This is a genomic window from Marinomonas shanghaiensis (genome assembly GCF_003259175.1).
In the GTDB taxonomy this organism is placed as follows: domain Bacteria; phylum Pseudomonadota; class Gammaproteobacteria; order Pseudomonadales; family Marinomonadaceae; genus Marinomonas; species Marinomonas shanghaiensis.
Window position 1 is genome coordinate 492,058 of sequence record NZ_QGOK01000003.1, and the last position, 18,178, is coordinate 510,235.

An 18,178-nucleotide genomic window follows, 5' to 3' on the forward strand; every position below is an offset into this window, starting at 1 on the left:
AAAAAGATAAGCGGCGTTTTTTTTGAGGTGCTAGTAGTGGCTAGTCTAAAATTTTATCCATTTTGAGTGAATTATTCAGTCTGTTTGAAGCCTCTGTAAGTAAGGCTAATCATATTTCGTGCTAATTAGTAAGAAATGAGTTGACTAAACAATAGAAATGTAAACAATAACCGAAATCATTTACATAAACATTATTTAGTCTATTTTTGGAACTACTTAACATGAATCAAAGCCTCAATATTCGTTTGTCAGAAAAGAAAGCCAAACGCCATCCATTGGTGTTAACTGGCATTGCTTTCGCTGTATCTGCCTCGCTATCTAACCAAGTAAAAGCAGAAGAGGAAAACCTAAATACTTTGTTGATAGAGGACACTGAGCTTGCGAGTGATGCGAACCCTTATAGTGAGCAAGGTGCACCTTATAAAGCTAAGAGGATGTCTGATTCCAAATACACTCGTGATATTGCTGAAACACCAAAAACGATTACCGTGTTAACAAAAGATGCAATTGAAGAGTCTGGTAAAACAGACCTAGAAAGTATTTTGAGTGCACAGCCAGGTATCACACTAGGAACGGGTGAGGGTGGTAACTCGTTTGGCGATCGATACATCATTCGTGGTTATGAAGCGCGCAGTGATGTCTATACTGATGGCTTGCGTGAGCCTGGGCTCATCTCTCGTGAAACCTTTGCGCTTGAACAAGTAGAAATATCCAAAGGTCCAAGCTCGACATTTGGTGGGCGTGGTACAACTGGTGGTGCAGTTAACTCTGTTACAAAAAAACCATCTTACGATGAAGATTTTTCCATCATAAGCGGTACTCTCGGTACAGATAATAAGCAACGTTATACACTTGATACAAACAAGGCAGTTAATGAGGAAGTAGCAGTGCGTTTCAATGCGCTTTACTCTGAAGCTGATGTTCCTAATCGTGCTCCTGCAGGTACTCAGCATGAAGGCTTTTTGTTATCGGGTGTTTATGAACCAAATGCTGATGTTGCTATTAATGCTGACTATTACTACTTCCGAGCAGATGATAGGGAAGATGTTGGTCATGCTCTTGATCGATCAACAGGGAGTTTTAATAAGTATGACTATGTAGGACAAGATGGTTTAGATTTTAAAAATAGTGAAGCGGATATAGCCACAGTAAAGATAAATGCTTATCTTTCTGATGACTTGCGTATGGAAAATAAAACTCGTTACGGTGAAACGGTAAACGAATATGTTGTTTCTATGGCAAGAGGCACAGGAATAAGAAGTTTTTCTGGCTGGCAAGAGAATGAGTATATTGGTAACCAAACAAACTTTATCTGGGATGCAGAACTATTTGGTAAGAAAAATAGTGTTGTTACTGGTGTCGAGTATGCAAATGAAAAAACAGATACGGGTAGCTATACAATAAATCAAACGAACTCTTTTACACTTGATCCTTATAATGCAAATAATAATTTATGGAAGGGCTCTGTTACTAGAAATGATGCAGCTAATAGTTTAAAACTGCAGACATTGTCTGCTTACCTTATGGATACCATTACATTATCCGATAATTGGGAGATACATGGTGGTGTCCGTTATGATTATTTTAACTATGATGCTGACGTATTGTTTCGTGGTAATACGGGGACGACAAATGTTGAGTTCAATGATGGCTTCCTTAATGGCCATCTAGGTGCTGTTTTCTCTCCATGGGAACACGGTAATGTGTATGGATCATGGTCGACATCATCTAATATAAATGGTGGAGAAGTCGATGCGGTTAGTCAATGTGGCTATGGTGGCATTTGTTTAGATTCTGATGGTAATTATAAAAATGCTGAGCCAGAGCAGTCTACAAATTTGGAGCTAGGAACAAAATGGAACTTAATGGATCACAAGTTATTGCTTACAGCAGCAGCATTTCAGATTACTAAAGACAAGGTCATTGAGGGTGGGAATGACTCTTATGCATCGGGTGGTTCTCTTAACACAGGGAAAAACCGAGTCCATGGCGTGGAATTAGGTTTGTCTGGTAATTTGACAGATAACTTGAGTGGTCAGGTTGGGCTTGCATTAATGAAATCTAAAACACTTAAATCTTTTGATGAAGACAATGTAGGCCGACCTAAAGCAAATTTTGCAGAACGTAGCTTTAACGGCCAGCTCAAATATCAATTTACACCTAAATTTGCTTTTGGTGCTATCGCAACATATTCAAGCGAAATGTTAGGTGGTCAGCCTGATGCAGGCTCAGATCCTGATACTGTTGTTAGAACGCCATCGTATGTTGTTTATGATGCTTTTGCGTTATATGAGGTAAGTAAGAACTTTGATATTCAAGCTAACGTACAAAACTTAACAGATAAAGAATACTATACGGCGATTTACCGTGGCGGTAGTATTGCATATCTTGGCGATGGCCGTTCTGCTAGTGTGACAGCGAAGTACAAGTTTTAATCATAATTCATTATTACAATCTATCCCTAACGCAATCAGGAGTATTCCTGATTGCGTTAATTTGTTTCTGATGCGAGGAAATATGTTAATCACTATTCCAAATGTTTTGTCCGAGCATGAACTCCAGCAGTATCGGCTGCATTTGAGTTCTGCTGATTGGGAAAGTGGTGTCAGTAGCGCTGGTGAACAATCTCTTTCCGTAAAAAAAAACCTGCAATTGAATCCAGATAGTAAGTTGGCTCAACAATTAGGCGACCATATATTGCAAGCGCTGTCTGAAAATACTAGGTTTGTTTCTGCCGCCTTGCCATTAAAAATTTCCTCTCCTATGTTTAATCGTTATCAAAATGGCGGTCATTATGGCTGGCATGTAGATAATGCTATTCGAATTATTCCTGGTACACCGATTCGTTTAAGGACAGATTTATCGGCGACTGTTTTTTTGAACGATGCTGATGATTACGTTGGCGGCGAGCTTTGTATTAGAGATACGTATGGTGAGCATCAAGTAAAATTAAAAGCAGGTGATATGGTGTTATATCCTTCTACTAGTTTGCATCAGGTGTTGCCTGTCACAAAAGGTCAGCGGCTCGCCAGCTTTTTGTGGATTGAAAGCATGGTTCGAGATCATGAACAACGTGAAATTCTATTCGACCTTGATCAAAACATTCAAATATTAGGTGCTCAGCATGGTTTGGATAATCCTCAAGTGGTGAATCTAAGTGCCTTGTATCACCGTTTAATTCGACTGCATGTAGATACCTAAATGACGACATCTATTATTCCTTCTGATGCCTTGTGTGTTGCTGATTATGAGCATCTTGCCAAAGAAGTATTGCCTCATAGTATTTATGAATATATTTATGGTGGAGGTGGTGATGAGTTCACTCTTAAGCAAAATCGTACGGCGCTCGATGCTATTCAGCTTTGGCCTAGAGTTCTAAATGATGTTACTCATGGTACAACTGCGACTTCAATACTTGGTGAGTCTTGGCGTTCTCCTATTATGTTGGCACCGGTTGCATTTCAGCGCATTGCTCATGAAGAAGGGGAAATCGCCACGGCGCAAGCCGCAAGCGCTTTGGAAGTGGGCATGATGGTGAGTACGCTGGCTAGCCATACTTTAGAGCATATTGCAGAGAAGCTAACCAGTCCTAGATGGTTTCAGCTGTATTGGCAGTTGGATCGTAGCTTCAATTTAGAGCTTATTCAGCGAGCCGAGGTGGCAGGCTATACGGCTTTAGTGGTTACCGTTGATTCTGCCATTCATGGTATTCGTAACCGAGCACAAAGAGCCAAATTTGCTTTGCCGGATAATGTTACAACGGTGAATCTTGTTAATCGCCCACCTTTGCCTTCCAGTACTTTCACGCCAGATCAGAGTATTGTTTTTCAGGGGATGATGAGCGAAGCGCCAACTTGGGAGGACATTGCCTGGTTGATCAAGCAAACCACCTTACCTGTTTTAATAAAAGGAATTTTGCATCCAGCTGATGCCATTAAGGCTAAGTCTATTGGTGCCAAAGGCATTGTTGCTTCCAACCATGGCGGTCGAACATTGGATTGTGTGCCTAGCGCAATGGAGGTGTTACCTCTTATTCGTCAGTCAGTGGGAGACGATTTTACCATCTTGATGGATGGGGGGATTCAGCGTGGTACTGATGTGTTTAAGGCGATAGCACTCGGTGCGAACGCGGTCTTAATCGGTCGACCTCAGATTTATGCTTTGGCAGTGGCTGGAGCCGCGGGTGTGGCGCATATGCTGCGTATTCTTCGAGAAGAGCTAGAGGTTGCCATGGCGTTGGCTGGGACGGCAACCATTGATGAGATTGGTCCTGATTGTCTCTATAAGTCTCGTTAATTTAAGGGCAATCTTACTATGATCAAAATGCCAGCTACCTTAATCTTAATAAGAGAGCTGGCATTTTCCGATAGAAGAGGGGGTTTTACTTCCAACCCCCTTTATTCATGAGTTCTACCGCCAATCTGTTATTCTCACCTAAAACGCTTAATGGCAGTGAATCTGCTTTGAACTCCCCAAATGGTTGCAAACTTTTAGGCGGCGCAATTCCCTCAACAACAGGGTATTCTGTATTGGCTTGAGCATACCAAGTTTGGCTTTCTTCATTGGTAAGGAAGTCAATCAAACGTCTCGCGTTGCGTAGATTTGTAGCGGAGGCGGTTATTCCTATACCGCTAACATTGATATGGGCGCCACGTTCTTTTTCACCTTGGTTAGGCCAAAATAAGGCGACTTTATTATAAATTTCACGCTCTTTAGGGTCATCACTTTGACCAAGTCGGCCATAGTAATAAGTGTTGGCTAAGGTTACATCACATACGCCAACTGAAACGGCATTAAGTAAATCAGTATCACCGCCAAAAGGAGGACGAGATAGATTATTCACAAACCCTTTAATCCATTCTAAGGTTTTTGCTTGTCCGTTGGCAGCAATCATAGAGGCCACTAATGATTGATTGTAGATATTAGAAGAAGAGCGAGTGCACAGGCGTCCTTTCCATTTTGGATCGGCTAAATCTTCATAAGTAGACAGCTCAGATTCAGATACTTTTTTGGGGTTGTAAAAAATAATACGTGCACGCTGTGATAAGCCATACCAATAGCCGTCGGGATCTTTTAAGTTAGTTGGTATAACGTCATTTAAGGTATCTGTTTCAATGCTTTGGAGCACGCCTGCTTCCTTGGCTCGAAACAGTCGCCCAGCATCGACTGTAATAAAAATATCTGCAGGACTGGCGTCACCTTCTGCTTTTAGGCGATTTAATAATATATCAGCGTCACCCGTTACTAGATTGACATTTACCCGATATTTTTTCGAATAGGCATCGAGTGCAGGCGTTATCAATGCTTCTTTACGAGCCGAATAGATATTTATTTCACCGCTGGCAAAAACGATAGGCGAAGAGGTAAAGAACAATGCAGCTAATGATGAGGTCAATAAGCGAAGAGAGAAAGTTTTTGGTTTCATACTAATAGCCGTCAATTGTCTAAATAGAAAGTAGTTGTCATAAATTTATAGATAATTCGTATTAATCGAATTCTAATTCTAAATAAAAATTATTTCTATTCTTAATTGTGATATTTGTTCTTAGTCCTGAGTATCTCAATACCTTCTAAATTTCCGATAACCTAGATAACCATTTAGTCAACTGAAAGCCCATTTTATCGCTGAGTCTTTGTGCGACGACTTTGAGCTCTTTTGCGTTACTGCTGTCGACTCTTTTGCCTGCAATAATAACCCAGTTGCCGCTGCCAGTATCCAGTGCTCGAACGTCATTAAAATGTTGCTTGATGATGGCGGTTAACTCGTGGTTGTTTTTTTGATCGATCCAGCAATTTAACGCTAACCAGCCATCTTCTTTGATGTTCTTCGCACAATTCTCAATGAAGCTTGTTTGGAGGACGGCACGATCCATTCCTTCGGTGTTATAGAGATCGGTCATTAATACATCGACTTTTTTTGGCAGGCCATCCGCTATGTAATCAATGGCGTTAGCCACTTCTAGGTTAATGCGTTTGCCTCTGGGGAGTTTAAAATACATCTCGGCCGCATCCATGACTTCTTGGCGCAACTCAACCGCAGTAATGTGAATCGCGGGCACGGTATGATAAAGCGCATTCAGTAAGGTTCCACCCCCCAGCCCCAATATACAGACGCGTTTGGGTTCGCAGAATAAGAGTGGCAACATCATCGCTTGGGTATATTCATGCTGTAAAATATGTGGCGTAGAAAGACGAATACGGCTTTGCTCATCACCTTCAGCAAATGACAGTATGCGGTACTGGCCATCGTCAAAAATACGAATAGGGCCAAGCTCGTCGGCGCTGTCATGCAGTAAGTGTTGGTGACTCATGTGGTCCCTTTTAAAATGAAAATCGCGTTATAAACAATAAGGCTCGGAAACCCGAGCCTTAGAAGGTCATTAATTTTGACTATTTGCTCACCGTTGCGTCTCTTAGGTGTTTTAAAAGCGCTTGCACAGGATGTGGTATTTCAACATCGTCAAAGCGTTTTGCTTGGCTTCTGCAAGAGTAACCCGTTGCCACGAGTTTTCCGAGTAAGCCAGGGTCGGTTACTTTTTCTTTCCAGGATAAATCGTAAATGGTTTTCGAGGTTTCTTTGTGAGTGGTTTCATGACCATAGGTCCCCGCCATACCACAACAACCTACATTTTCCACATTTAGCTCAAGTCCTAAAATGCGGTAAATTTTTTGCCAATCTTGAATGGACGCTGCCGCATTGGTTTTTTCGGTGCAGTGTGTCATTAGGTGATAAGTCGTGTTATCGCACACCAAGGGTTGTTTGATCAGGTGGTCGCTTTTTTTCATTAGCCACTCCTGCATTAACTGGATGTTTGGGATTTGCCGAGTATCACCAAACGCTTTAGCGTATTCCGCCCGATAAGTTAGCGTCATAGAAGGATCAATGCCGATAAAAGGCAAACCATAGAAGGCTAGGCTTTGGAGCATATCTAAGTTTTTACGCGCGGTACGATGAAATGCTTTCATGAAGCCATGTACATGCAAGGGTTTGCCATTGGGCATGTATGGGGCTAGGTACGCTTGGAAGCCGAGTCGGCTTAGGGTTTCCATGGTGTCCAGCACCAGCTCGGTTTCAAAATAGCTGGTAAACGCATCTTGTACGACAATGACAGCACGAGAGCGGTCTCTTGGACTTAAGGATTCAATAGAGAGTGGCGTGGCCAGACGAATGCCACGTCGCGACATTTCTTTTTTTAGATTGAGCTTGCTCAGTTTGGGGTTGTCTGACAAACCAATGTACTTGCTGCTGAAATGATTTACCCAACTGCGGCTAACTAACCAATTATAAGGTTGCGGAAAGATCGCCATCATTGGTATCACAAACTCTAATGAACCAATCAGATAATCTTTGACCGGTCGCAAGTAGCGGCTGTAATAAAGCTCTAAGAACTTTGCTCTAAATTCTGGAACATCGACTTTGATTGGGCACTGTCCTACACAAGATTTACAAGCCAGACACCCCATCATGGATTCATGGACCTCGTTAGAAAAGTCATAATCCCCACGACGTTTTGCCAAGGTGTTTTTCAGTCTTGGTAAGAAGCTGAATAAAAAACGACGATCTTTCGCGTTTTTGCTGGCTTGAACCGTATCTACACCTTGTTGGCTCATTCCGCGCAGCCATTCTCGCATTAATGAAGCACGTCCTTTTGGCGAGTGGCGACGATCTCTTGTGCCTTTCCAAGAAGGGCACATAGCATCGTTTGGGTCAAAGTTGTAGCAGGCACCATTGCCGTTACAATACATACCTTCCTGAAACTGATCGCGGTTTTTTAGGGGGATTTGACGATCGAATTGACCTCGTAGCGGGACAGCATCGATTTTTAATAAATTAGCAGCAAGCTCAAAGGGCGTGGCTATCTTGCCAGGGTTTAATTGATTTCTTGGGTCGAAAGCGCCTTTTACCTGTTGAATGCTTGGATAAAGCTCCCCAAAAAACTCAGGTGCGTATTCAGAGCGAACGCCTTTACCATGCTCACCCCATAATAATCCATTGTATTTTTGCGTGAGAGCAACCACCTTGTCCGTGATGGCGCGGATCTTTTTCACTTGCGATTTTTCTTTAAGATCAAGCGCGGGACGAACATGCAATACGCCCGCATCCACATGTCCAAACATACCATACTGTACTTTGTAGCTGTCTAATACGTCACGAAATTCCATTATGAAGTCGGCGAGGTGCTCAGGTGGCACGGCGGTATCTTCAACGAAAGGAATGGGGCGCTTTTCTCCCTTGGCGTTGCCTAACAAGCCAACGGATTTTTTACGCATAGCCCAAAGTTTATTAACACTGTCATGCCCCATGGCTATGGTATAGCCCAAAGCACTGCTGTTGCCTTGTTTGGCCAAATCATCCAGTTTATCCGTGAGGAGTTTGATTTTATCGGCAACCTCTTTCTCATCGTTGCCCGTGTATTCGACAAGATTAATGCCTTGAGTGTCTTCTCCCGCGTTTGCAGGAAAAAACTCGGCAACTGAATGCCAAATAATATCGCCTTTTGCAAGCCCGAGAACGGTCGAATCCACTGTTTCGATCGACGTTGGCTTGGTATCGAGCAACTTACGGGCATGGCGTAGTGAGCCCTCAAAACTATCGTAGCGAATATTGACTAAAGCTGCGTAGGTCGGAATGGGGAGGAGGTTTACTTTGATTTCAACAATAAACCCTAATGTGCCTTCTGAGCCGCAGAGCACCGAGTTCATATTGAATCGCCCATCTTCGGTACGGATGTGGGCCAAATCGTAACCAGTCAAGCACCGATTAAGGGCAGGAAAGGTCTCTTTGATTTGTTGGGCTTTATTTTTTTGAATGCTGTCGACTACACGATGAGCATGGGCAGCGTAATCATTGCCACCTTGTATTTCTGCCAACGTTTTGTCATCAATAGGTGCTGATTCAAGTAGATAGCCATCTAATAAGACGGTTTTGAGGGAAAGCACGTGATCGCGTGTTTTTCCGTACATTACCGAACCTTGTCCGCTGGCATCGGTATTAACCATACCACCAATGGTGGCTCGATTGCTGGTGGAAAGTTCTGGAGCAAAGAATAGACCATGAGGGTGAATGGCTTTGTTAAGTTGATCTTTTACCACCCCCGCTTCGACTCGAGCCCAGCCTTCTTCGACATTAATTTCTAAAATCTTATTCATGTGTTTGGACAGATCAATGACTAATCCATCTGTTAATGACTGACCATTAGTGCCAGTGCCGCCGCCTCTGGGGCTTAGTACTATGTCATTGAATTCTTCCTGATTCGACAGTTGAACCAACAGTTGAATATCTTGAATATTCTTTGGGAATAGAACCCCTTGAGGCAACACTTGATAAATAGAGTTATCGGTTGAAAGTACAACACGGTTGGCGTAATCAGGATGGGTGTCTCCTGAGAATCCTGAAGCTTTCAGGCGTTCAATAAAAGAAAGGTATTTGGCCTGAATAGTCGAGACTTCAGAAAGCTTTGGAATCATGTTTCATCTCCACAAATGATGAGTGCGCAGATTTTAACAAAGAAACGGGCTTGAGAGTGAAATTTGTAGATTAAGAAACGTGTTTAATTGTACTCAATCATCCAAATATCTCGTGTTATCATTAAGCCGTATTTATTTATGTAACTGGATCCATTTGTGTCATTCATTCAGCCTATTATTTTACCCGCATATTGTCAGCAATCCTCTCGTGATCAATATCAAATCGACATGTATCGCGGTGATCTGGAGCATCCTAACGCGCCAGGCAATAAATGGCATAAATTGCAACATCATCTCAAAACCGCTGAGCAACAAAACGCCTCGGTGATTGCCACTTTTGGTGGGCCATTCTCAAACCATCTCCATGCTTTTGGAAAAACGCTCAAACCTTTACCCTTCAAAGCCGTAGCAGTTGTTCGTGGGGAATTACAGCCTCAATTAACTCCGTCTTTAAAAGATATGGCCGACGATGGTGTTGAATTATGGCCTTCTTCTCGTTCGGATTATCGTCTTGCTATGAATTCACCATTGGTCATGGAGATAAACCATCACTTCGGTGATGTTTATTGGATTCCAGAAGGCGGTGGTGGGGTTCTTGGGGCAATGGGATGCCGTGATTGGGCAAATGACATCGGTGCGCTTGATAATGGATATGATGCATGGGTTGTCTCCTCTGGAACGGGGACAACAGCGGCAGGGTTGCTGTCTAATCTCAACACGCCTGATCTACATGTATTCAGTGCTTTAAAGGGTGAGCCCGCTCAACGAGATGTAATCTTAGGTTTGGCTGAAGAGCTATCATCAGAGTCGATGGGCCAAAAACAGCTTGATGCAAAACTGTTCTTCCATTTCGATTGCCACGAAGGTGGGTATGCAAAGCACAGTCCTGCATTAATTGATTTTATGCGGGCATTTGCAGTGGCTAATCCTAATAGCCCTCTCGATCCCGTTTATACCTGCAAAAGCATGTTCGCCATTATAAAAGCAATGGATAGCGGTATATGGCCGTATCGTCGTACATTATTTATTCATACAGGGGGACTGCAGGGGTGGCGAGGCTATTCAAAACAGACTAATCCCTATGTGCATTCTTAACGAGATGGCGATAGTCGGTGTCTTCATGTTAAAGTTGCTCAACTTATGTAGACCCACATGAAAAATAAAAACCGTTATAAACACTGAGTGGGTTGATTTGTTTGCATCGATAGACGGGAAGAGAATGACACATGAGTCTTTTTAGACGTGTTGGTATTATTGCTCGGTTAGACAAGCCTCAGATTCTTGATACGGTTAAGAAGCTGATGGAGTATCTTCAAGAAAAAGACATAGCGCCAGTGCTTGAAGATCAGCTGGCGACCATGATGCCGGGTGTGAAAGTCGCCTCATCTGCTCTAAAAGAATTAGGCGATCACTGCGATATGGTGATGGTAGTCGGGGGGGACGGTAGTTTCCTAGGAGCAGCCAGAGCAATATGCAATTACGATATCCCCGTTTTAGGCATCAACCGAGGGACATTGGGTTTTTTAACGGATATTTCACCTCATAACTTACGAGAAGAGTTAGACCCTATTTTTCGTGGTGAATACCTAGAAGAAAAGCGCTTTATGATAGAAGCAAAAATCAAACGTCAAAATCGCCCTAGCGGTGAAGGCATTGCGTTAAATGATTTGGTTCTTCATCCTGGCAAGTCCGCTCGAATGATTCGTTTTGACTTGTTTATCGACGATCAATTTGTGATGAATCAAAAATCCGATGGTCTCATTGTCGCGACGCCGACCGGTTCGACGGCGTATGCACTGTCTGCAGGTGGTCCCATTATGCTTCCAAAATTAGATGCTTTGGTTTTGGTACCAATGCACCCACATACTTTGAGTAATCGACCTATCGTCATTGATGCGAATGCGCGAATTCGGATTGTGGTATGTGAATCGAACTTAACCTATCCAAGTGTGAGTTGCGATGGTCAACTCAATATTACCGCGGCCCCAGGTGATGAAATTCACATTACTAAGAAAACCGGTGGTATACGTTTGATACATCCTAAAAATCACGATTTTTATAACGTGTGCCGTGACAAGCTAGGCTGGCAATCCAGTTATCGACCTTAAAGTCAAATTGGGTTTTGTGCAGGTTTTTATTATTTAATGAAAATATCCTTTTTAGGGGCTCCATGTATTTAGTCTATCGGTTTGAAGAGACAGAAGACCCTACAGGGTTAACCAAAGCTTTGTGGCAACATAAAGTGGCCCATCAGATTGTTTCAGCACAAGGTTATGATGAGTTGTGGATACTGGATCCAGGGCAGCTCCCTGTTGTTGAGCAATTAATCAATATTTGGAAAGAGGATCCTTCTCTGTTGCAGCAGGCTCAACCTGCGGCTGAAGTGAGAAGGGGTTCAACGGGCGGAATTTCTAATCAGCTCAAACGGTCTCCAGTGACGACAATCTTATTGTTGTTAACCTTGCTGGTGGCCGTGATCACTCAACTCGGTGCAGACATCAAGGCCGTCAGTTACTTTACCATTAGTTCAATTCACATTATGGATGGCCGCATTTATTTCTCTACGTTAGCCAATGTCCTTTCCGATGGCGAATATTGGCGACTTTTCTCGCCAGCATTGTTGCATTTTAGTGTGCTGCACATTGTTTTTAACACCTTATGGGTATGGGATATTGGTGGGAAATTAGAGCGCATTTTAGGCTCGATTGTTTGGAGTATCGGCGTTGCCATCATTGCTATACTAAGTAACGTTTTGCAATACCAGATAAGTGAATACCCTTTATTTGGCGGTTTGTCTGGTGTGGTATATGGCTTGATTGGTTTTGCTTGGCTCTTGCCTCTGCTCAACAAGCGTTGGCCAGTCATTATTAGCAAACAGTTGATGGTGTTTTTTGTGGTTTGGTTAGGGGTAGGTTATACGCCATTCCCTGAAATGATAGGGCTTGGCAGTATTGCTAACACCGCTCACAGCATTGGCTTGCTGTCTGGATTAGCATTAGGTCTTGTATACTGGTTAGCAACCAAGCACCGTTATAATTGATGTGTATTTCACTTTATATTTAATAGCAGCCTGCCTAAAGGTAGGGAGAGAAAATGAATTTTAAAGAAATGATCGACAATATGTCGCCTGAAGTTTATGTCAGACTAAAGCAAGCAGTAGAGCTTGGAAAGTGGTCAAATGGCGTGAAATTGACCCCCGAGCAAACAGAATTGTGCTTACAAGCGGTTATCACATACGATTACAGTAACAAAGAAGAGAAAGATCGTGTGGGGTACATTGACACCACTGGTCACAAAAGTATTGGTAAAAAAGACCCCGCTAAAGAGCAAGATACCATCAAATGGATTGGCGATGGCCCTGAGGGGCAGGCCTAATGTTGCAAGGCAATCTTAAAAAGATGTCAACTGAGGTTCGTAGTGGTCAAGTTTATTATCATTTAGAACTGGGCAATGAGCGCGTTTTAATCAACGATTTATTGGGTAAAAAAGTTGCTTTGCATCTTGATGGAACCATTCATTGTGTAAATTGTGGCAAGGTTACAAAGAAATCATTTAGCCAAGGTTTTTGCTTTAATTGTTTTCGTAAATTGGCCGCTTGTGATACCTGTATTATGAGCCCTGAGAAATGCCATTTCCACTTAGGGACATGCCGAGAGCCTGAATGGGCCGAACAGTATTGTATGCAAAGTCACTATGTGTACTTGGCGAATTCTTCAGCATTAAAAGTGGGGATCACTCGTGGTGATCAATTACCGACTCGATGGATAGATCAAGGCGCTACGCAAGCACGAGCGCTGTTCAGAGTGCAAAATCGTCGAATGTCTGGATTAGTTGAAACCTTATTCAAAACTCAAGTAGCGGATAAAACCAACTGGCGAAATATGCTCAAAGGGTCATCGGTCGAAATGGATCTTGAACAGGAACAAGAGCGTCTCATTGATCGACTTTATGAAGGTTTAGATGCTTTGCAGCATGAGTTTGGATTGCAATCCATTACGGATTTATCCGATGAAAACGAAACCCATGAATTTGCATACCCAGTTTTAGAATATCCCACCAAAATCACCAGTCTCAACGCAGAAAAAACGCCTCTCATTGAAGGGACTTTAATGGGGATTAAAGGCCAATATTGGATGCTGGATACTGGTGTGATAAACATACGTAAATACACTGGTTATCAAGCGACATTGAATTTTTAGGAGCGAGCACATGAAAGAAAGTCAACCATCGGCGATTTATTTAAAAGACTATAAAGTTCCTCCTTTTCTAATCGATAAAACAGAACTCACATTCGACTTAGACGAAGCGACAACCATCGTTACGTCGCGTCTTCACATGCGTCGTAATCCCGCATTTGGTAAATCTACAGCACCTTTGATATTAGACGGCGGTGAAGACGTTAAATTGATTGGTGTTGCGATGGACGATTACGAATTGCCGCCAGAAGAATACCGTATTAGTGAAGACAAACTGATTATTACGGCGACTGCAGATGAATTTGTTCTGACCTGCGAAACCTTGATTGAACCACAAAACAACACGCGTCTTGAAGGTTTATATCGCTCGTCTTCCATGTTCTGTACGCAGTGTGAGGCGGAAGGTTTTCGTCATATTACCTATTATCTAGATCGTCCTGATGTGATGTCTGTTTTTACTACCACTATTATTGCCGATGAAGCTCGCTATCCGGTTATGTTGTCTAATGGCAATGAAGTGGAACGCGGTAAAACAGACGAAGGAAAAACGGTTGTGGTTTGGCACGACCCATTTCCTAAGCCAGCTTACCTTTTTGCCTTAGTGGCAGGAAATTTGGCGGTAAAAAATGATGTATTTACCACGCAAAGTAAGCGCGATATTAAACTGCAAATATTCACAGAGTCTCACAATATCGACAAAGTCGATTACGCGATGGAGGCTCTAAAGCGTTCCATGCGATGGGATGAAGAAACCTATGGGCGTGAATACGATCTGGATATTTTTATGATCGTTGCCGTCGATGACTTTAATATGGGCGCGATGGAAAACAAAGGGCTGAATATTTTCAATTCATCTTGCTTGTTAGCCAGTCCGGAAACCACCACGGACGATACCTACTTACGCGTAGAAGCGATTGTTGCTCACGAATATTTTCATAACTGGTCTGGTAACCGTGTGACATGTCGAGACTGGTTTCAACTCAGCCTAAAAGAAGGTTTTACGGTTTTCCGTGATCAAACCTTCTCTGCAGACATGCATTCTGAGACAGTGAAGCGGGTAGAGGATGTTTCTTTTCTAAAAACAGCGCAGTTTGCAGAAGACGCCGGCCCAATGGCGCATCCTGTTCGCCCCGCGTCTTTTATTGAAATCTCAAATTTTTACACATTGACCGTTTATGAGAAAGGCGCAGAGATTGTGCGTATGATTCATACGCTGTTAGGCGCAGACAAATTTCGTGCGGGCTCCGATTTGTATTTTGACCGTCATGATGGCCAAGCCGTGACGTGCGATGATTTTGTTGCGGCTATGCAGGATGCTTCCGGAGTTGATTTATCTCAGTTCAAACGTTGGTATTCGCAAGCCGGAACGCCTGTCGTTACTGTTACTGACCGCTTTGATGCGGCAACGGGGACATATCGTTTAACCATGTCGCAGCATACGCCAGCAACCCCTGGGCAACCAACGAAATTGCCACTGCATATTCCTGTGCGGGTTGGTTTGTTGGACGAACAGGGCAACGCGCTTTCTGCGCAGATAAACGATATCGCAGCAGAAGACCACGTGTTGCATTTGAAAGCCAATGAGCAAGAGTTTGTCTTCACTGGTTTGACGTCTCGTCCGGTGCCGTCTCTGCTACGTGGTTTTTCGGCGCCCGTAAAATTACGTTATGACTACTCGTCGAAAGATTTATTGCTGTTGTTGTCTGCAGATTCTGATGGTTTTAATCGTTGGAGTGCGTCACAACAATTGGCAGTTAATGAGCTGACTACTCTGATCAATCAAGCAATTGATGGAAAAGATTTATCGATTGATTCTCAATTGGTTCATGGCTTTAAAACCTTATTAAATGATAAGACGTTAGATCCTGCTATGGTAGCTCTCATTTTAGCGTTACCAAGCCAAGCGTATTTATCCGAACTTGCTAACCCAATGTATCCTTCTGCAATCAAGCAAGCGCGTCAATACTTAAAAGCACAGTTAGCCAGTGCATTATCTGCGGATTTTGAACGTGTGTACCGTGAACATACCATCCACGGTGAATATCAAGCGACAGCAAAAGACATTGCTCACCGTTCGCTCAAAAATATAGCGTTATCCTATTGGGTAGAAGCTGGGAGTGAGCTTGCTCAGCAAGAACTGATGACGCAATTTCAAACAGCAAATAATATGACGGATCAATTTTCTGCCTTGTCTATTGCTGTTCATTCGCAACACAGTAAGGCCGCTGAGCTATTGGCCGCTTTTTATGAGCAATGGAAAGCGGAACCCTTGGTTGTGAATAAATGGTTGATGTTAAGCGCGAGTCAAGAACAAGAGAATGCATTGATGACCGTTAAAGGTTTGATGGATCACCCAGCCTTTGACTTGAAAAATCCAAATAAAGTGCGTTCTGTGTTGGGCGGCTTTGGTCAAAGTGTTTCAGGTTTCCACAAGGCGGATGGCAGTGGTTATCAGTTCCTAGCTGATCAAATTATCGTGTTGAATAAGCGCAATCCACAAATTGCTTCTAGACTTTGTACACCCTTGACTCGATGGAAAAAATTGCAGCCTGAATTAAGTGTAAAAATGAAAGCAGAGCTTGAGCGTATTTTGGCCGAAGATTTGTCAAAAGACGTTTATGAGGTTGTTTCTAAAAGCTTGGCTTAATGGCATCAGTCTTTGTCGCCTTTCGTTGAATGTTTTTGATTTTGTATGAAAAACAATCAAAAACCCTTATGGCTTTTACTGTAAGGGTTTTTTTAGGTCTTAATTCAAAGTTCTTTACCTGTTCTTTGCATTCTGTACGTAAATCTGGCATAAGAGTGTTAACCTATTGTCGACCTTGATTTTATTTAAGGAGTGAAAAATGAAAGCACGTACGACGATTTTGATTCCAATCACTTTGGGCCTGCTGGTGTCTGCTTGTAGCACAACGTCACGCCAGCAAACCGACGGTATTGTTGAATCTGCTAATAATCAGATCGAATTGCCATCACAGAGCACTGCCGTTAGCCCAAAAGAGATTGAGTTGGAACGAGTATTAGACTCTAAGCTTTCTCTCATTGATTCGCTTCAGCAGCAGTTGGCGGTGAACAAAACACAGTTGTTTGCGCTCAATAAAGCCCTAGATGAAAAAGACGCCAGAATAGCGGCTTTGCAAAAGTCAGCGAACAATGCCGAAAATTTGTTGGCTTTAGAGGAACAGAAAAAATTACGCCAGTCTTTAGAGTCTCGTTATGCGGCCTTAAAATTGGATAATGATTTATTGGTTCGCCGAATCAGTCAGTTGGAAAATGAGAACACGTCGCTCAAGAATCAAGTGTCTAGTTTAGAAAATATGCCGACGTCACAAGATGACTTTAAGCAAAGTTATCTGGCGTTACTGAGTGATAACACTGAATTACAAAAGAAATACGCGAATTTAGAAGCAGATAATCAACTGAATCAACAAAGACTCAGTGCGTTGAAAAAAGAAAACTTGATGTTGGGAGGCGCGTTATCAGATGCAAGAGCTCAGCATCAAGTTTTGTGGGATAAAATTCGTGCTTTAAGCGGTGAAGACTCAGTCGAGGCGTTGCCATCAGTAGACGCGCAGGCGGCGTTGATGACAGATGACAACGCGAGCTACGAGCGTGAAAATGCTCAGATGCGCGTAGAGCTTGCCGATTTAAGAAAGCAAATGGCGGCACAAAAGGCGCTTATTGATGAGTATAAAAATGACGTATTGAGGCTGGAATCCGCTCTAGACGAAGGCGCTGATTATGCGGCTCGTTGGAAGGCACTGGATGAAAAATTGGCCCAAGCCTTACAGAATAATGCGTTACTGACAGAGCAATTGAATGCAGCTAGTGCTGCGCTTGCTACGAGTCAAGCAGAGCTTGAGGCGTTGTCTGCTCGTTTAGTCAGTACGCAGCAAGCACTAGAGGCTAAAGAGAACGGCAGCATTTCAATTGCCGCTGCGATAGATGCTCTGCAGTTGCAAATGAGTTCAACGTTGCGAAATGTTCAATGGCAATTGCCAAGCGAAGTTTCTTTGCACAATAACTTTGAAATTTTGGTGTCGGCAGAAGTTCAACCTTCACTATCAGGGCAGAGCTATCAAGCTGAACTCGTAACAGACAGCGATATTCAGATGGTAAGTGATCGGATAGCTACGGCCGTGGTTCAAGATGGTCGTTTGCAATGGCGCTGGCGTGTGGCGGGTTTGAACGAAAAACCTGATGCGCAATTGAACTTATTTGTGACGCAGCAAATTAATTTCCAAGATCAGACGATTCAGAAGCAGGTTTACCGAGGTAATGAAACTCTATCTTTGATCAATACTAACTGGTTTGAAAAGTACGGTTATTGGGTGGGGGCTGTTTTACTTGCCTTGCTAGGCGGCTTCCTGATTGGTCGTATCAATAAAGCAAAAAACAACCAAGAGCTGAATTCTTAAGTCTTTTGTCTCTAGGTGATGGTAGAGTCGATATGTAATATCGGCTCTACCATTCTCTCCCTCGTATCATTCAATTCCGCATTACTTTTTTTCAAC

The 18,178-nt window shown here is 42.9% G+C and carries 13 protein-coding genes; 10 read left to right on the plus strand and 3 right to left on the minus strand.

Translation table 11 applies throughout. The features are described from left to right. Positions 1–221 precede the first annotated feature (221 nt). The 3 genes from DKT73_RS02725 to DKT73_RS02735 all read left to right on the plus strand — a co-directional run bounded on the left by DKT73_RS02725 (position 222) and on the right by DKT73_RS02735 (position 4,296). Positions 222–2,435, plus strand: a complete 2,214-nt coding sequence (locus DKT73_RS02725; protein ID WP_111637042.1) for a TonB-dependent receptor — start codon at positions 222–224, stop codon at positions 2,433–2,435. 82 nt (positions 2,436–2,517) lie between these two features. Beyond that, on the plus strand, positions 2,518–3,201 hold the full coding sequence (locus DKT73_RS02730; RefSeq protein ID WP_111637179.1) for a Fe2+-dependent dioxygenase: 684 nt from the start codon (positions 2,518–2,520) through the stop codon (positions 3,199–3,201). After that, on the plus strand, positions 3,202–4,296 hold the full coding sequence (locus DKT73_RS02735; protein WP_111637043.1) for an alpha-hydroxy acid oxidase: 1,095 nt from the start codon (positions 3,202–3,204) through the stop codon (positions 4,294–4,296). Positions 4,297–4,381: 85 nt separating this feature from the next. On the opposite strand, the gene DKT73_RS02740 is transcribed toward DKT73_RS02735, so the two are convergent. From DKT73_RS02740 to ydiJ, 3 genes are all read right to left on the minus strand, one after another. Then, positions 4,382–5,425: a Fe(3+) ABC transporter substrate-binding protein gene (locus DKT73_RS02740; protein ID WP_111637044.1), complete on the minus strand. Its 1,044-nt coding sequence runs from the start codon at positions 5,423–5,425 to the stop codon at positions 4,382–4,384. A gap of 145 nt (positions 5,426–5,570) precedes the next feature. Then, entirely contained in the window at positions 5,571–6,311 is a 741-nt protein-coding gene (locus DKT73_RS02745; RefSeq protein WP_111637045.1) for a spermidine synthase, read from the minus strand. 79 nt (positions 6,312–6,390) lie between these two features. Then, complete coding sequence (gene ydiJ / locus DKT73_RS02750; RefSeq protein WP_111637046.1) at positions 6,391–9,468, minus strand: D-2-hydroxyglutarate dehydrogenase YdiJ; 3,078 nt, start codon at positions 9,466–9,468, stop codon at positions 6,391–6,393. 156 nt (positions 9,469–9,624) lie between these two features. On the opposite strand from ydiJ, the gene DKT73_RS02755 reads away from it, so the two are divergent. The 7 genes from DKT73_RS02755 to DKT73_RS02785 all read left to right on the plus strand — a co-directional run bounded on the left by DKT73_RS02755 (position 9,625) and on the right by DKT73_RS02785 (position 18,082). Continuing rightward, positions 9,625–10,563 (plus strand): 1-aminocyclopropane-1-carboxylate deaminase/D-cysteine desulfhydrase, encoded by a 939-nt coding sequence (locus DKT73_RS02755; protein WP_111637047.1) that lies wholly within the window; start codon positions 9,625–9,627, stop codon positions 10,561–10,563. Between the two features lie 131 nt (positions 10,564–10,694). After that, complete coding sequence (locus DKT73_RS02760) at positions 10,695–11,576, plus strand: NAD(+) kinase (RefSeq protein WP_111637048.1); 882 nt, start codon at positions 10,695–10,697, stop codon at positions 11,574–11,576. Between the two features lie 62 nt (positions 11,577–11,638). Then, positions 11,639–12,508 (plus strand): rhomboid family intramembrane serine protease, encoded by an 870-nt coding sequence (locus tag DKT73_RS02765; protein WP_111637049.1) that lies wholly within the window; start codon positions 11,639–11,641, stop codon positions 12,506–12,508. Between the two features lie 53 nt (positions 12,509–12,561). Beyond that, the gene (locus DKT73_RS02770; protein WP_111637050.1) at positions 12,562–12,843 is read left to right on the plus strand and encodes a YeaC family protein; all 282 of its coding nucleotides are present in this window, start codon (positions 12,562–12,564) and stop codon (positions 12,841–12,843) included. Then, complete coding sequence (locus DKT73_RS02775) at positions 12,843–13,667, plus strand: DUF2797 domain-containing protein (RefSeq protein ID WP_111637051.1); 825 nt, start codon at positions 12,843–12,845, stop codon at positions 13,665–13,667. Before DKT73_RS02770 ends, DKT73_RS02775 begins: the two co-directional genes overlap by 1 nt. Before the next feature lie 10 nt (positions 13,668–13,677). Further along, on the plus strand, positions 13,678–16,311 hold the full coding sequence (gene pepN, locus DKT73_RS02780; RefSeq protein WP_111637052.1) for an aminopeptidase N: 2,634 nt from the start codon (positions 13,678–13,680) through the stop codon (positions 16,309–16,311). A gap of 199 nt (positions 16,312–16,510) precedes the next feature. Then, a complete protein-coding gene (locus DKT73_RS02785) occupies positions 16,511–18,082 on the plus strand; it encodes a coiled-coil domain-containing protein (protein WP_111637053.1) in 1,572 nt (523 codons plus the stop codon). The last annotated feature ends 96 nt before the right edge of the window (positions 18,083–18,178 follow it).

What these genes read in the sequence shown, in the direction of transcription:
- DKT73_RS02725 (WP_111637042.1), top strand. Translation starts at nt 222, where the DNA reads ATGAATCAAAGCCTCAATATTCGTTTGTCAGAAAAGAAAGCCAAACGC.
- DKT73_RS02730 (WP_111637179.1), top strand. Translation starts at nt 2,518, where the DNA reads ATGTTAATCACTATTCCAAATGTTTTGTCCGAGCATGAACTCCAGCAG.
- DKT73_RS02735 (WP_111637043.1), top strand. Translation starts at nt 3,202, where the DNA reads ATGACGACATCTATTATTCCTTCTGATGCCTTGTGTGTTGCTGATTAT.
- DKT73_RS02740 (WP_111637044.1), bottom strand. Translation starts at nt 5,425, where the DNA reads ATGAAACCAAAAACTTTCTCTCTTCGCTTATTGACCTCATCATTAGCT.
- DKT73_RS02745 (WP_111637045.1), bottom strand. Translation starts at nt 6,311, where the DNA reads ATGAGTCACCAACACTTACTGCATGACAGCGCCGACGAGCTTGGCCCT.
- ydiJ (WP_111637046.1), bottom strand. Translation starts at nt 9,468, where the DNA reads ATGATTCCAAAGCTTTCTGAAGTCTCGACTATTCAGGCCAAATACCTT.
- DKT73_RS02760 (WP_111637048.1), top strand. Translation starts at nt 10,695, where the DNA reads ATGAGTCTTTTTAGACGTGTTGGTATTATTGCTCGGTTAGACAAGCCT.
- DKT73_RS02765 (WP_111637049.1), top strand. Translation starts at nt 11,639, where the DNA reads ATGTATTTAGTCTATCGGTTTGAAGAGACAGAAGACCCTACAGGGTTA.
- DKT73_RS02770 (WP_111637050.1), top strand. Translation starts at nt 12,562, where the DNA reads ATGAATTTTAAAGAAATGATCGACAATATGTCGCCTGAAGTTTATGTC.
- DKT73_RS02775 (WP_111637051.1), top strand. Translation starts at nt 12,843, where the DNA reads ATGTTGCAAGGCAATCTTAAAAAGATGTCAACTGAGGTTCGTAGTGGT.
- pepN (WP_111637052.1), top strand. Translation starts at nt 13,678, where the DNA reads ATGAAAGAAAGTCAACCATCGGCGATTTATTTAAAAGACTATAAAGTT.
- DKT73_RS02785 (WP_111637053.1), top strand. Translation starts at nt 16,511, where the DNA reads ATGAAAGCACGTACGACGATTTTGATTCCAATCACTTTGGGCCTGCTG.